The sequence below is a fragment of the Saccharopolyspora halophila genome (assembly GCF_039531955.1).
GTDB lineage: Bacteria > Actinomycetota > Actinomycetes > Mycobacteriales > Pseudonocardiaceae > Saccharopolyspora > Saccharopolyspora halophila.
Genome location: NZ_BAAARA010000001.1, coordinates 282,794 through 297,317 on the forward strand (window position 1 = coordinate 282,794; position 14,524 = coordinate 297,317).

Annotated in this window: 10 protein-coding genes; 7 read left to right on the forward strand and 3 right to left on the reverse strand. The window is 72.2% G+C overall.

Translation table 11 applies throughout. The features are described 5' to 3' along the window. The first annotated feature begins 142 nt into the window (after nt 1–142). The 5 genes from purN (at nt 143) to ABD289_RS01430 (ending at nt 8,741) form a co-directional block, all read left to right on the forward strand. Nucleotides 143–736 carry a phosphoribosylglycinamide formyltransferase gene (gene purN / locus ABD289_RS01410; RefSeq protein WP_344125573.1) on the forward strand — a complete coding sequence of 198 codons (594 nt, stop codon included), beginning with the start codon at nt 143–145 and terminating at the stop codon, nt 734–736. Then, nucleotides 733–2,298 carry a bifunctional phosphoribosylaminoimidazolecarboxamide formyltransferase/IMP cyclohydrolase gene (gene purH / locus ABD289_RS01415; RefSeq protein WP_344125575.1) on the forward strand — a complete coding sequence of 522 codons (1,566 nt, stop codon included), beginning with the start codon at nt 733–735 and terminating at the stop codon, nt 2,296–2,298. Before purN ends, purH begins: the two co-directional genes overlap by 4 nt. 657 nt (nt 2,299–2,955) lie before the next feature. Further along, nucleotides 2,956–3,660 (forward strand): hypothetical protein, encoded by a 705-nt coding sequence (locus ABD289_RS01420; RefSeq protein WP_344125577.1) that lies wholly within the window; start codon nt 2,956–2,958, stop codon nt 3,658–3,660. After that, nucleotides 3,660–5,315, forward strand: a complete 1,656-nt coding sequence (locus tag ABD289_RS01425) for a DNA polymerase Y family protein (RefSeq protein ID WP_425564516.1) — start codon at nt 3,660–3,662, stop codon at nt 5,313–5,315. The genes ABD289_RS01420 and ABD289_RS01425 overlap by 1 nt, the downstream gene beginning before the upstream one ends. Before the next feature lie 117 nt (nt 5,316–5,432). Next, nucleotides 5,433–8,741 (forward strand): error-prone DNA polymerase, encoded by a 3,309-nt coding sequence (locus ABD289_RS01430; RefSeq protein WP_344125581.1) that lies wholly within the window; start codon nt 5,433–5,435, stop codon nt 8,739–8,741. Between the two features lie 34 nt (nt 8,742–8,775). Here the strand turns inward: ABD289_RS01430 and ABD289_RS01435 are convergent, their stop codons facing one another. Further along, nucleotides 8,776–10,050, reverse strand: coding sequence for an ArgE/DapE family deacylase (locus tag ABD289_RS01435; protein ID WP_344125583.1), 1,275 nt, complete (start codon nt 10,048–10,050; stop codon nt 8,776–8,778). 203 nt (nt 10,051–10,253) lie between these two features. On the opposite strand from ABD289_RS01435, the gene ABD289_RS01440 reads away from it, so the two are divergent. Beyond that, nucleotides 10,254–10,718 (forward strand): universal stress protein, encoded by a 465-nt coding sequence (locus tag ABD289_RS01440; RefSeq protein WP_344125585.1) that lies wholly within the window; start codon nt 10,254–10,256, stop codon nt 10,716–10,718. Nucleotides 10,719–10,721: 3 nt separating this feature from the next. On the opposite strand, the gene ABD289_RS01445 is transcribed toward ABD289_RS01440, so the two are convergent. After that, on the reverse strand, nt 10,722–11,117 hold the full coding sequence (locus ABD289_RS01445; RefSeq protein ID WP_344125587.1) for a VOC family protein: 396 nt from the start codon (nt 11,115–11,117) through the stop codon (nt 10,722–10,724). Between ABD289_RS01445 and ABD289_RS01450 the strand changes: the two genes are divergently transcribed. Further along, nucleotides 11,116–11,706: a pentapeptide repeat-containing protein gene (locus tag ABD289_RS01450; protein ID WP_344125589.1), complete on the forward strand. Its 591-nt coding sequence runs from the start codon at nt 11,116–11,118 to the stop codon at nt 11,704–11,706. The genes ABD289_RS01445 and ABD289_RS01450 overlap by 2 nt on opposite strands. A gap of 158 nt (nt 11,707–11,864) precedes the next feature. Here ABD289_RS01450 and ABD289_RS01455 read toward each other — a convergent pair whose 3' ends face one another. Further along, on the reverse strand, nt 11,865–14,393 hold the full coding sequence (locus ABD289_RS01455; RefSeq protein WP_344125591.1) for a glycohydrolase toxin TNT-related protein: 2,529 nt from the start codon (nt 14,391–14,393) through the stop codon (nt 11,865–11,867). Nucleotides 14,394–14,524: the final 131 nt, after the last annotated feature.

The window sequence follows — 14,524 nt, forward strand, 5'->3', positions numbered from 1 at the left end:
GCGTTCCTCCTGCCACCGGGCCTTACGCTGCGGGGGAGATCGTGCCGAGGCCTGTCAGGAGCGAACGCTGAACCCGAGTACGCCCGAGCAGCCGAGCACCACCGCGCAACCGGTCCGGTTCGGCACTGCCGACCCCGCACGGGTGGTCGTGCTGGTATCCGGCTCTGGAACCCTGCTGCAGTCGCTGCTCGATGCCACCAGCGCCCCCGGCTATCCGGTTCGGGTGGTCGCGGTGGGCGCCGACCGCGACGGCATCGAAGGGCTGGCCCGCGCCGAGCGCGCCGGGATCCCGACCTTCACCCGCAAGGTGTCCGACCACGCCTCCCGCGAGGAGTGGGACAGGGCGCTGACCGAGGCCTGCGCCGAGCACGAGCCGGACCTGGTGGTCTCCGCCGGGTTCATGAAGCTCGTCGGCACCGACTTCTTGGCCCGCTTCGACGGGCGCTACCTCAACAGCCATCCGGCGCTGCTGCCCGCGTTCCCCGGGATGCACGGGGTGCGGGACGCGCTGGAGTATGGGGTCCGCGTCACCGGCTGCACCCTGTTCGTGGTGGATGCCGGCGTGGACACCGGGCCGATCCTGGCCCAGGAGGCCGTCGAGGTGGTCCCCACCGACGACGAGGCGAGCCTCCACGAGCGCATCAAGGACGTCGAGCGGCGACTGCTCGTCGGCACCTTGGAACAGCTGGCGTTGCACGGTTGGACCGTGCAGGGACGGAAGGTGAGTATCCCGTGACCGCGAACTCGCAGGAGCGGCGCCCGGTTCGCCGCGCGCTGATCGGCGTCTCGGACAAGTCGGGCCTGCTGGAGCTGGCCACCGGGCTGCACGCCGCGGGGGTGGAGATCGTCTCCACCGGCGGCACCGCCCGGGCGATCGCGGACGCCGGCGTCCCGGTCACGCCGGTCGACGAGGTCACCGGCTTCCCGGAGGCCCTGGACGGCCGGGTCAAGACCCTGCACCCGCGGGTGCACGCGGGCCTGCTGGCCGACCTGCGCCGCGAGGCGCACGCGGAGCAGCTGGAGGCGCTGGACATCGCGCCGTTCGACCTCCTGGTGGTCAACCTCTACCCGTTCGTGCAGACGGTGTCCTCCGGCGCGGGTCAGGACGAGGTGATCGAGCAGATCGACATCGGTGGTCCGGCGATGGTGCGCGCCTCGGCGAAGAACCACGCCAACGTGGCCGTCGTGGTCGACCCCAGCCGCTACGAGTGGGTGCTGGAGGAGGTCCGCGCAGGCGGCTTCACCACGCCCGACCGGGTCGAGCTGGCCGCCGCCGCGTTCCGGCACACCGCTTCCTACGACGTGGCGGTGGCGTCCTGGATGAGCAAGGTCCCGGTCGGCGACGAAGCCGCCTTCCCCGGCTGGATCGGCGAGACCTGGGAGCGCCGTTCGGCGCTGCGCTACGGCGAGAACCCGCACCAGCCCGCCGCGCTGTACGTCTCCGGCGGGGAGGCGACCGGTCTGGCCGCTGCCGCGCAGCTGCACGGCAAGGAGATGTCCTACAACAACTACGTCGACGCCGACGCCGCGTGGCGCTCCGCGCACGACCACGACGAGCCCTGCGTGGCGGTCATCAAGCACGCCAACCCGTGCGGGATCGCGGTCGCCGACAACCTCGCCGAGGCGCACCGGAAGGCGCACGAGTGCGACCCGGTCAGCGCCTTCGGCGGCGTCATCGCGACCAACCGCGAAGTGACCGTCGAGATGGCCGAGCAGGTCGCCGAGATCTTCACCGAGGTCGTGGTCGCCCCCGGCTACGCCGACGGCGCGGTCGACGTGCTGAACAAGAAGAAGAACATCCGGCTGCTCACCGCTCAGCCGCCCAAGTCGGGCCGGGTCGAGATGCGGGCCATCTCCGGCGGCGTGCTGGTGCAGGGTTCGGACGCCATCGACGCCGACGGCGATGACCCGGCCAACTGGACGCTGGCCACCGGCAACGCCGCCGACGAGCAGACCCTGGCGGACCTGAAGTTCGCCTGGCGGACCTGCCGCGCGGTGAAGTCCAACGCGATCCTGCTCGCCGATGACCAGGCCACGGTCGGCGTGGGCATGGGCCAGGTGAACCGGGTCGACGCGGCCCGTCTCGCCGTCTCCCGCGCGGGTGACCGCGCCGAGGGCTCGGTGGCGGCCTCGGACGCCTTCTTCCCGTTCCCGGACGGTCTGCAGGTCCTGCTGGACGGGGGCGTGCGCGCCGTCGTGCAGCCGGGCGGTTCGGTCCGCGACGACGAGGTGATCGCCGCGGCCGAGGCCGCGGGCATCCCGGTCTACCTGACGGGCACCCGCCACTTCGCGCACTGAGGCCTCTTCGCTGTTGCTGGGCTCGTTCTGCGTGACGGTGCGGGTCGGGGAACCTGACACGCCGTGTGGCTGCGGGATCCGCTCCTTGAGCAGCGGCCTACGCGGCGTCGCGGCCGTCCTCGCCGCACGACGTGTCAGAACCCCGGCGGTGCGGGTTGCTGAGGCGGGCTAACGGCTTCGCCGTTGCGGGCCGTTGCTCAGCTGCTCGCCCTGCTCGTCGGCCTCACCTTGCGTTGGTCGGGTGACAGTTTTGCCTAAAACTGTGAGGCCTTGGTGCCCGAAATGTCCGTACAGTTTTAGGCAAAACTGTCACGGACTGCGGGCGGGTGGGGCTGCGGGCTTTGGCTCGCAGCCCCTTTTTTGTGTCTTGTGCGCTGGGGTGGGCGGGGTTTTTCGAACTGGTGTTCACCTGATTTGGCGACGGTGGTTGACGTCGAGCCGGGGGCGCGGTTTACTGGTCTTGTTCGAACTGAGGTTCGAGTGATCGGAAACGGCCGGTGTCGGGGTCGGCCGCTCCGATGGGGACGGGCGCTGTGTTCCGGGTGCAGGCGCAGCGTTCGGCCCCACCGCTGCCTTCCCCGCGGCGGACTGTGTAGGTGGGTGCCCGCACCGGGGTCGGGCACCCACCGCGGTTTCGCGTACGTGGGGAGGGTGGCGATGTCCGCGATGGCGTCTTCGGCGCTGGACATGCCCATGGTTGACGGGGTGTCCATGGGCGTTCCGGAGGTCGAGGCGGGCGGCGTTCCGGGAGCGGGCCGGGTGCTGCCCACGCGGGCTGAACTGACCGCCGTGCTGCCATGGCCGGGGTTGCGCCGTGGCAGCACGGTGGCGGTCCACGGATCGGTCTCCCTGCTGTTCGCGCTGCTGTCCGAAGCGACGTCGAGAGGTTCCTGGGCTGCCGTGGTGGGCTTGCCCGGCATCAACCTGGTCGCGGCCGCCGAGTCCGGTGTCGAGCTGGAACGGCTCGGTGTGGTGCCGCGCACCGGTTCGGATCCGGCCGGCGTGATCGCCGCGCTGCTCGACGGCGTGGATCTCGTGGCCGTCGGTGGTACCGGGGCGGTTCTCGACGCCGACGCGCGCAGGTTGTCCGCGCGAGCGCGCAATCGCGGTTCGGTGCTGCTGCCCTTCGGCCGGTGGCCGGGTGCGGAAGTGCAACTGCGCTGCACCGGAGCCGTCTGGAGCGGGCTCGGGAGCGGGCACGGGCATCTGCGGGAGCGCTCCGTCACGGTGCACGCGCGCGGTCGCGGCGCGGCGGTGCGGCCGCGGACCTGCGGGTTGTTGCTCCCCTCGCGCGACGGATCGGTCGCCGCCTCCGAAGAGCGCCCGCCGGGACGTCCGCACTTGCGTCCGGTGGCCGGGTGATGGCGATGCCCGCACGACGTCTCGTCCTGTGGTGCCCGGACTGGCCGGTGGTCACCGCCGTCCGGGTGGCCGAACTGGAACCGCTTTCTCCCGCAGCGGTTTTCCTGGCCAATCGAGTGGTGGCCTGCTCGGCCACGGCCAGGGAGAGCGGAGTGCGCCGCGGCATGCGCCGCCGCGAGGCGCAGGGCCGTTGCCCGGAACTCGTCGTCTTCGACCACGACCCGGCCCGCGACGCCCGGCTCTTCGAATCGGTCGTGGTCGCGGTCGAAGACCTGGTTCCCGGTGTGGAGGTGGTGCGCCCGGGGCTGCTCGCCATGCCCGCGAGGGGGCCCGCGCGCTACTTCGGCGGGGAGGAGGTGGCGGCCGAGCGGCTGGTCGACCAGGTCGACGCGCAGGCCGGAGCCGAGTGCCGGATCGGAGCCGCCGACGGGCTCTTCGCTTCGATCCTGGCCGCTCGCCGCGCCCGGCACGTGCCACCCGGCACGAGCGCGGACTTCCTGTCGCCGCTGCCGATCGAGGAGGTCGAGCAGCTGGGCGACCTCCTCGGGTCGAAGCGCTCCGCGCAGGCGGAGCTGGTGGATCTGCTGCGGCGGCTGGGGATTCGCACCCTCGGCGAGTTCGCCGCGCTGGGCTCCTCCGAGGTCACCACGCGGTTCGGCAACACCGCGCTGCTGGCGCACCGCGCGGCGCGAGGGCTGGAGGAGCGGCCGGTCGAACGACGGCAGCCACCGCCGGAACTGGAGGTCGCCGAGAAGCTCGATCCGCCGGTGGACCGGGTGGATCGGGCCGCGTTCGTCGCCAAGGCCCTCGCCGACGAGCTGCACGCCAAGCTCGACGGCCTCGGCCTGGCCTGCACCCGGCTGGGCATCTCGGCGCGCACCGAGAACGGGGAGGAGCTGCACCGCGTCTGGCGCTGCGCCGAGCCGTTGACCCCGGCCGCGACCGCGGACCGGGTGCGCTGGCAGCTCGACGGCTGGCTGAGCGGCAAGGGGAATCGAGAGCGCCCCACCGCCGGGCTCGGCGAGCTGAACCTGCGCCCGGCGGAGGTCGTCGGCTCCGGCGGGCTGCAACTGGACCTGCTCAACGCCGCCACCGGTGAGGCCGCGGCGCGCGCCGCCCGGGCCTTCGCGCGAGTGCAGGGCATGCTCGGCCCGGAAGCGGTCGTGACCGGTGTCCTCGGCGGTGGCCGGGATCTGCGCGATCGGGTCCGCTTCGTGCCCTGGGGTGACGAGCGCGCCCCCGCGCTGGCCGCCGAACCGCCGTGGCCGGGGCGGATTCCGCCGCCCTCGCCCACGGTGGTTCCCGACGAGTCGTGGCAGGCCAGGGTGCTCGACGAGGCGGGCGATCCGGTGCGGTTGACCGACCGGAAGCTGCTCACCGGGGCGCCGAGCCGGGTCGAGGTCTCCGGCGGGCGCTCCCGCGCGGTGGTCGGCTGGGCGGGTCCCTGGCCGATCGCCGAGCGCTGGTGGGTCGACCTGCTGGCCTGCGGTTCCGGTCGGACCGCACCGGATTCGCAGGTGAGTCCGCGCGCGGCGGCCCGGATGCAGGTGGTCCTCGAAGCCGCGGCGGAGGGGGAGGAGTCCGAGGCGGGCGAGGTGGCGCTGCTGCTGGTGCACGAGCGCGGCGACTGGTGGGTCCAGGGCGTCTACCGCTGACGGCTGCGAGGTACCGCGCCCGAGGTCGCACCGCTCGACCTGCGGGCGAACACTCGTTCGAGTGGAGTGCCGGGCGAATGCTGGCGAAGGTCGTTCGAACAGGAGTTCACTGGTTCCATGAGTTGGTTCAACCCTCCTCAGAGTTGGTCCGAGCTGGAGAAGGCGCTCTCCGGCAAGCCCCTGCCGAGCGAGTCCGGACCGCGCGGCGAACGCTTCCCGGGCAGCGGTGACGACGGCCCGGCGTGGACGCGGCGCCGCGCCGCGTACCGGGCGCGGGACGGCGATCGCGCGGCACCGGGGGCGGTGCCGTACGCGGAACTGCACGCGCACTCGAACTTCAGCTTCCTCGACGGCGCCTGCCACCCGGAGGAGCTGGTCGCCGAGGCGGCCCGGCTGGGGCTGGAAGCCGTCGCGCTGACCGATCACGACGGGCTCTACGGCGTGGTGCGCTTCGCCGAGGCGGCCAAGGAGCACGACGTGCGCACCGTCTTCGGTGCCGAGCTGAGCCTGGGGCTGTCCGGGGCGCAGAACGGGATCGCCGATCCGGAAGGCGAGCACCTGCTGGTGCTCGCTCGCGATCCGGAGGGCTACGCCTCGCTGTGCCGGTCGATCAGCACCGCCCAGCTGCGCGGCGAGGAGAAGGGCAGGCCGATCTACCGGACGGAGGAGCTGGCCGAGGCCGCGAACGGGCACTGGCAGGTGCTCACCGGATGCCGCAAGGGCGCGGTGCGCGCCGCGCTGGAGTCCGGCGGAACGACCGCGGCGGCGGCCGAGATCGACCGGCTGGTGGGGCTCTTCGGCCGCGACCACGTCACGGTCGAGCTGACCGATCACGGGCTGCCGACCGATTCGGCGCGCAACGACGCGCTGGCAGAGCTCGCCGACCGCGCCGGGCTGAGCACGGTGGCTTCGACCGGTGCGCACCTGGCGCGGCCGGACCGGGCGAGGCTGGCGAGCGTGCAGGCCGCGATCCGCGCTCGGCGCAGCCTGGACGAGATGGACGGCTGGCTGCCCGCGTGGGCGGGCAACCACCTGCGCTCCGGCGCCGAGATGGACCGGCTCTTCGAGCGCTACCCGGGGGCCGTGCAGCGCGCTGCTGAGCTGGGCAAGTCCTTCGCGTTCGACTTGAGCCTGGTCGCTCCGCAGCTCCCGCCGTTCGACGTGCCCCCGGGCTACACCGAGGCCGCGCACCTGCGCGAGCTGACCTACCTGGGCGCGCTGGAGCGCTACGGGCCACCGCTGCAGAACCCCGAGGCCTACCGGCAGATCGAGCGCGAGCTGGCGATCATCGAGAAGCTGGACTTCCCCGGCTACTTCCTCGTGGTGCACGACATCGTGGACTTCTGCCGCCGGGAGCGGATCCTGTGCCAGGGCCGGGGATCGGCGGCCAACTCGGCGGTGTGCTTCGCGCTGCGGATCACCAACGCCGACCCGGTGCGCTACGGGTTGCTGTTCGAGCGGTTCCTGGCCCCCGAGCGGGACGGTCCGCCGGACATCGACATGGACATCGAGTCGGATCGTCGCGAGGAGGTCATCCAGCACGTCTACGCCAAGTACGGTCGCACGCACGCCGCCCAGGTGGCCAACGTGATCAGCTACCGTCCGCGGTCCGCGGTGCGCGACGTGGCACGCGCCCTGGGGTACTCGCCCGGGCAGCAGGACGCCTGGAGCAAGGAGATCGAGCACTGGGGCCCGCTTCCCGAGGACTCCGAGATCCCCGCCCCGGTGCGGGAGCTGGCCGACGAGCTGATGGGTTCCCCGCGCCACCTGGGGATTCACTCCGGCGGGATGGTCATCTGCCACCAGCCGGTCAGCGAGGTGTGCCCGGTGGAGTGGGCGCGGATGCCCGGCCGGACCGTGCTGCAGTGGGACAAGGACGACTGCGCGGTGGCAGGCCTGGTCAAGTTCGACCTGCTGGGCCTGGGCATGCTCTCCGCGTTGCACTACGCGATGGACATGGTCGCCGAACACCACGGCCGCGAGGTCGATCTCGGCGAGCTGGACCTCACCGATCCCGAGGTCTACGAGATGCTGCAGCACGCCGACGCGGTCGGGGTGTTCCAGGTGGAGAGCCGCGCGCAGCTGGCCACCCTGCCGAGGCTGCGGCCGCGCGAGTTCTACGACCTGGTGGTCGAGGTCGCGCTGATCCGCCCCGGGCCGATCCAGGGCGGCTCGGTGCACCCGTACATCCGCCGCCGCAACGGCGAGGAGGACTGGGACTACGAACATCCGCTGATGGCAGGGGCTTTGGCGAAAACCCTCGGTGTGCCGCTGTTCCAGGAACAGCTGATGCAACTCGCCGTGGACGTCGCCGGGTTCAGCCCTGCCGAGGCCGACGAGCTGCGCCGCGCGATGGGCGCCAAGCGCTCCGCGGAGCGGATGGAGCGACTGCGCGGGCGGCTGTTCGAGGGCATGGCGGCCAACGGCATCGGTGACGAGCTGGCCGAGCGGATCTACCACCGGATGCTGGCCTTCGCGAACTACGGATTCCCGGAGAGCCACGCGCTGAGCTTCGCGCTGCTGGTGTTCGCCAGTTCCTGGTTCAAGCGCTACTACCCGGCGGCCTTCTGCGCGGCCCTGCTCAAGGCGCAGCCGATGGGCTTCTACTCGCCCCAGTCGCTGGTCGCCGACGCCCGCAGGCACGGAGTGCGGGTGCGCGGCCCGGACGTCAACGCCTCCCGGGTGCACGCCGACCTGGAACCGGATGCGGAAAGCACCGGGGGCCGGGCGGTGCGCCTGGGGCTGTCCTCGGTGCGCAGCCTCGGCGAGGAGGCCGCCGAACGACTGCTGACCGAGCGCGCGGCGGGCGGTCCGTTCGCGGACCTGGCCGATGTGGCGCGGCGCGCGCAGCTGACCGCGACGCAGATGGAGGCTCTGGCCACCGGTGGCGCGTTCGACTGCTTCGGGTTGTCCAGACGTGCGGCGCTGTGGAACGCGGCAGCAGCGGCATCGGATCGTCCGGACCGGCTACCCGGCACCACCGCATCGGCACCGGCCCCGGAACTACCTGGCATGAACGGCGTGGAACTGGCCGCGGCCGATGTCTGGGCGACCGGGGTCTCCCCGGACAGCTTCCCGGTGCAGTTCGTCCGCAGCAGGCTCGACGAGCTCGGCGCGCTGCCCGCCACCCGGCTGTCCGAAGTGGAGCACGGAACCAGGGTGCTGATCGGCGGGGCAGTGACGCACCGGCAGCGGCCCGGCACCGCGGGCGGGATCACGTTCCTGAACATCGAGGACGAGACCGGGATGGTCAACGTCGTCTGTTCCCCGGGGCTGTGGGCCCGCTACCGCAAGACCGGCCGCACCAGCGCCGCGCTGCTGGTGCGCGGGGTGGTGGAACGGACCGAGGAGGTGATCAACTTGCGTGCCGACCGGCTGCAGAAGCTGGACATCCGCGTGCCCTCGGAGTCCCGCGACTTCCACTGAACCGGGCCACGACCGGCGTCGGACGACTCCAGCGTCAGGCGACCCCGCAGCGGCGGATCGCCAGGAGCGCGTAGGTGCGGGCGCACTGCTCCAGATCGTCGATGGCCACGTGCTCGTCGTGCGCGTGCGCGTACTGGACGTCCCCGGGGCCGTGCTGCAGCGTCGGGATTCCCGCGCCCGCGTACTGGCGCAGGTCGGTGCCGTAGGGCGCGCCAACGGCTTCCGGTTCGGGTCGGCCGGCGTCGACGATGGCGTCGCGGGTCTGCTCCAGGAGCGGATGCCCTTCCTGGAACCGGCCGGAGGCGAAAATGCCGCCCGGCCAGCTGACCCGCACCGGGTGCTCGGCCAGCCACGGGTCGGCCGCGCAGGCCTCGGCGACGGCTGCGGTGAACTCCGACTTGGCGTCCTCGACGGACTCGCCCAGCCGCACGCCGTAGCGGCCCTCGGCGACCGCGAGGTCCGGCACCGTGCTGGCCCAGTCGCCGACGCGGGCCATGCCCACCGACAGCGGGAACGGGATCTCCAGGTGCTTGACCAGCGGGTCCGGGTCGGTGTTGCGGCGGGTCTCCAGGTCGCGCAGCACCGGCAGCAGCTCGGCGAGCTTGTCCAGCGCGTTCACCCCGCGGTAGCGCGTGGAGCCGTGGGTGCCCTGGCCGGGAATCTCCAGCCGGAAGGTCAGCGAACCGCCGTTGGCCGCCACGATGGTGTTCAGGCTCGGTTCGCCGATCACGCAGGCCTCGCCGCGGTGCCCGCGCTGCAGAGTGGCGAACGCGCCGACGCCGCCGTCCTCCTCGCCGATCACCGAGTGCACGGCCACCGGGCGCGCCAGTTCGATCCCCGCGGTCCGCAGCGCCTCGAGAGCACCGAGGAAGGCGACCACGCCGCCCTTCATGTCGCAGGTGCCGCGCCCGGCTGCGATCCCGTCGGCCACCCGCAGCGCGTACGGATCGCGGTCTGGCCAGCGGTCCAGGTCGCCCGGCGGAACCACATCGGTGTGCCCGCAGAACACCAGCGCGGGCTCGCCATCGCCGCTGGTTCCGACCAGCCCGTAGCCGGACTCCCGGTCGGCCTCCTGGCCCGGGAACCCGTCGAGCCGGGACAGTTCGTCGACGTCGAACCGCCAGTGGTCGAGTCGATGTCCCAGCGCTGCCAGCCGGTCGGCGGTCCACTGCTGCGCTTCGCGCTCGGCGTCGGTGCCCCCGACGCTGGGAATCGCGACGAGTTCGCCGAGATCCGCGACGATCCGGTCGATGTCGATGGCGTCCAGCGCGCGGCGTTCCGCTTCGGAGCGAGGTTGAGCTGCGTTCACCCGCGAAACCTAACGCGCGGCGGGGGCGGTCGGGAATCGGCGGACGTACCAGCGCGCCGTGTCGCCGATCTCGTCCCAGTTCACCCGCCCGGGTTGGGCGCTCCCGCGCTCGAGGCATCGCGGGGATGCTTCGACTCAAGACTTCTGTCTCGACTGCGTCGCGCGCGTCCACGCCCCAGGACGTAGCCGACTACCATCGCCGCGTGGTCGACGACGACAGCAGCACCAAGCGTGGATTCGAGATCGGCAAGGACGGCCTGGGCGGCATCGTCGTCGGGATGGACGGCAGCCCGGCCAGTTTCAACGCCGCGGCGTGGGCGGCTGGCCTCGCCAGGCGCGAGCGCGCCCGACTCGTGCTGGTCTACGTCGAGGCGGTGGGCGGCGTCGCGTACTGGTCCCCGATGGGCGTGGCGGTGGCCAGCGAGGCCGCCGAGAGCCTGGTCGAGGAGCTCCGCGGGGAGGTCGTCTCGCACCTGGAATGGGTCGACATCGACTGGGACTTCGTGCACCACCGGGGCGACCCCGCGGTCGGTCTGGAGCAGGTCGCCGAGCAGTACCGGGCCGACCTCATCGTGGTGGGCCGATCCCGCCGCAGGGGAGGCCTGCTGGGCACCGTCCCGGCCACCCTCGTGGTCGAAGCGGTCCGCCCGGTCGTCGTCGTGCCCTAGAGATCACCGGTGCGACAGGATGTTGATCACGGTGCCGCTCGGGTCGAGGCAGAAGAAGCGGCGCACGCCCCACGGCTCGTCGGTCAGCGGGTGCACGATCACCCGCTCCTGCTCCCGTGCCGCGGCGTGCGCGGCATCGACGTCGTCGACCTCGATGGAGATGTCCGGCGGCACCGGGGCCGTGGCGTCCTCGGTCATGACGCTGATCTGACGCTTCGGGTCACCGGGGGCGACCAGCGTGACGATCCAGTCCATCTCCATGACGACCTCGAACCCGAGCAGGTTCACGTAGTGCTCGCGCGTCGCGGCGAGGTCCTCGGACTGGATGATCGGCATGATCCGGTGGATCTGCATGTCGCCTCCGGAGGTGTCGGCGGCCCGTGCCAGGGTGTCGAGCATGACGAGCGCGGTCGATGAGGACTTCCAGGATGCCGTATTGCCCGACCAGGAGTGGGTCGGCCGCACTTTCGAGCGATGCGATTTCTCCGACGCGGATCTCTCCGGGCTGAGCACCCGCAACTGCGCGTTCACCGACTGCGTGTTCACCGGAACCGATCTCAACGGCTCGCAGCACTTCGCGACGGCCTTCCGGTCCTGCACCTTCGAGCGGACCGTGTTCGGCAAGACCGGGTTCAACGGATGCACCCTGCTCGGATCGTCCTTCGTGGACGTCCGGATGCGTTCGGTGCGGATCACCGACACCGACCTCACCCTGGTCGGCATGGGCAAGGTCAACCTGCGCGACCTGAACCTGCGCGGTACCCGCTTCCGGGAAGCCAACCTCACCGAGTGCGACTTCCGCGGCTGCGATCTGCGCGAATGCGACTTCGCCGGGGCGCGACTGCGGCAGGCGCGATTCGCCGAGGCGGACCTCCGGGACGCCCGGCTCGACGCCGATGCGCTGGTGCAGGCGAACCTTCGCGGGGCGCGCGTGGACACGGCACAAGCCCTGTCCTTCGCAGCAGCTCACGGCCTGCACGTCGACTGAGCGGCCTCTACCTCGCGCGGCGGTGGTGGGTGGTGACAGTTTTGCCTAAAACTGCGAGCCCTCGAGGCCCGAAATGTCCGTGCAGTTTTAGGCAAAACTGTCACCGGGCATGAAAACGGCCCTTCCGTTTTGGTGGAAGGGCCGTTTTCGCTGGGGTTTCACTCCATGGGCGGGCGTTCGTTGGCCGGCATTTCGGCCAGGGTGCCGTCGGACAGGAGGTCCGAGACGGCGCCCGGGAGGACGAACGCCGTGCCGCCGCCGGGCTGCTCGAACCACGGGACCGCGGTGCCGCGCAGCGCCTGGATCGGGCGCTGGACCCGGTAGGCCGCGTACGTGCGGTTCGACCACTGCGGGGGCAGCGAGCGGTGCGTGTACGGCGTGCGGGCCGTGTAGAGCACGTTGCCGTTCGGCTCGCCGAAGCGGTCCAGCTCGGTGCCCGGCTGCAGCATCACGATCCGCCGGTCCCGGTACAGCGTCAGCGGCGGTTCACCGTTGAGCGGCTGGATCTGCTGACCCTGCTGCGGCTGCTGACCGGGCTGCTGCCCACCTTGTGGCTGCCCACCTTGCGGCTGCCCACCTTGCGGCTGCTGGCCGGGCTGCTGCCCGCCCTGCGGCTGGCCGCCCTGCGGAGGACGCGGCGGCGCGGGCGGCGGGCCCTGCCGGTTCGGTCCGGACATCCCCGGGCCGCCCGGTGCGGGCGGAGCACCCGCCGGGCCGCCCTGAGCCTGCGCCGGACCGCCCTGGGGCTGGCCACCCTGCGGCTGGCCACCTTGGGGCTGGCCACCCTGCGGCTGGCCACCTTGCGGCTGCCCGCTCTGGGCGGGAGCGCCCGGAGGCGGAACCGGGGCACCGCTGTCCCGGCGCGGCTGCCGCTTGGGCAGCGGAGCCGAACCCGGTGCGGCACCGTCGGACGGCTGCGCGGGCGTACCCGCGGGCGGGGACGGCGGGGCCTGCGGCGGAAGCGGCCGGTCCATCGCGGGAGCCTGCGGCGGCTCCTCGGCCGGAGCCGCGGACGGCGGCTCCGGAACCGGAGCGCCCGGCTCCTGGTTCGCGGTGAACAGCGGATTCCCGCCGGTCGACGGGCCGGAGCTGGACGGCTTCGGCGCGGGCTCCTGCGGTGTCCGCTTCGGCAGGTCGGAAACCGGTTCCTGCGGCGGCAGATCCGCGGCGGGAGTCTGCGGCGCACCCCGCTGCGGGAGCTCGGGCTCCGGCGTGCGCTGCGGCAAGTCGGTGTCCGGGGTCCGTCGCGGGAGGTCGTTGGCCTCCGCCGGAGCGACGGGCTCGTCCGGCTCGACGACGGGCTCCGGGGTCGCGGCGGTCGCGGACAGCTCGGGAGCCTCCGACGGCGCCGGCTCGGGGACGTCGGTCGCGGGAACCGCGGCCGGAGCGGCGATCCCGGCGCTGTCGGCGTCCGGTGCGGGCCGGTCCAGCAGCAGGCGGCCGAGCAAGAACGACGCGGCGTGGTCGACGCGCGCGAACCGCACGTCCTCGCCACCGCCGACGACCGCCCAGTCCTCGCCGTCCTGCACCAGGCAACGGGCCTCGTCGCTGGTGCTGCCGATCCGGTACTCGGCTTCGTCCACCCGGTACGCGGTGAGCCGGTCGTGCAGCTGCGCCAGCACCTCCTGGGTGTCCGGAAGGTCATCGCCCTCGTCGAGCACGTGTCGCGAACCGGTGGCCGCGGGGATCTCCTCGAGCTGCTCGTCGATCGCGGCATTCTCCTCGGCGGCCGCCTCGGCCTGCTCGGCCTGCTCGGGCTCCTCGAGCTGCCCGTCGACCGGCTGATCGGCGGGCTCGTCCGCGGGCTGCTCGGTGAGTTCGCGCACGACCGCCTCGCGGGTGGCCTCGTCGACCTCGCCGACCTGGAACCCGCGGCTGCGGACGTGATCGACCAGCGCGGTCTCCGGCGGCAGGCCGTACTGCGCCAGGTAGTAGGCCACGGCGCCTGCCCACACCCAGGTGCCGTCGGTGTGCCAGCTGCTCGGCACGGACCGGTCGCGGTCCGAGGCGAGCATGTCCTCCTCGTTCTCCCGCGCGGACAGCACGACCGGAGCGCTCTCCAGGTACTGGCGCAGCGCAGTGACCTCGTCGCCGGGCACCGGCTGACGCTCGGCGACCACTGGCCTGCCCTCGTCGTCGACGCCGTCGAAGACGTTGGCGAAGCGGAAACCACCGGTCTGCTCGGTCGCGTTCTGCGCGGCGGTGACCTCGGCGGGGGAGTCCGGGACCTGCGGAGCGGCGTTTCCGGGCTCGATGCCCTCGACGCGTTCCCGCATCCAGTCCGGGATGTTCTCCTCGGCGCGCGGGTAGCGGCGCAGCTCGTCGACGTAGGCCGCGCGGGGCAGCGGGCGCTGCCACTGCGGCTCGGTGTCGAAGTTGATATCGATTCGATAACTGGACGGGCGCTCGACCACGTAGAGGGCGCTCAGCCACGTGCCCACGTCGGGCCGGTACATGCCCTCCCGCAAGCGCTCGAAGATCTCGCGCAGTTCGGCCGGAGGATCGAGCTGACGCGAACTGCCGTCCTGGGCGGACATCTCACCCAGCAGGTCGGTGTACTCGCCGGTGGCGCGGTACTCCACCGTGATCTCCTGCCAGTCCTCGGGAGCACCCTGTAACAGCAGAACCCCGATCTTGCGGGCGATCTGTTCCTGCTCTTCCGGACTGATCGCTGTCGGACGCGACATGGGTGACATCCTCCCCCTCTCGACGAGGCAACCCGACTCCACCCCGCCGAAACGCTACTCGACGTGGGTCCGGCCATGTGCGCTGGTTAGGACTTCCGGCCTCGTTGACCAAGCTTTTCAAGATCGTCCGG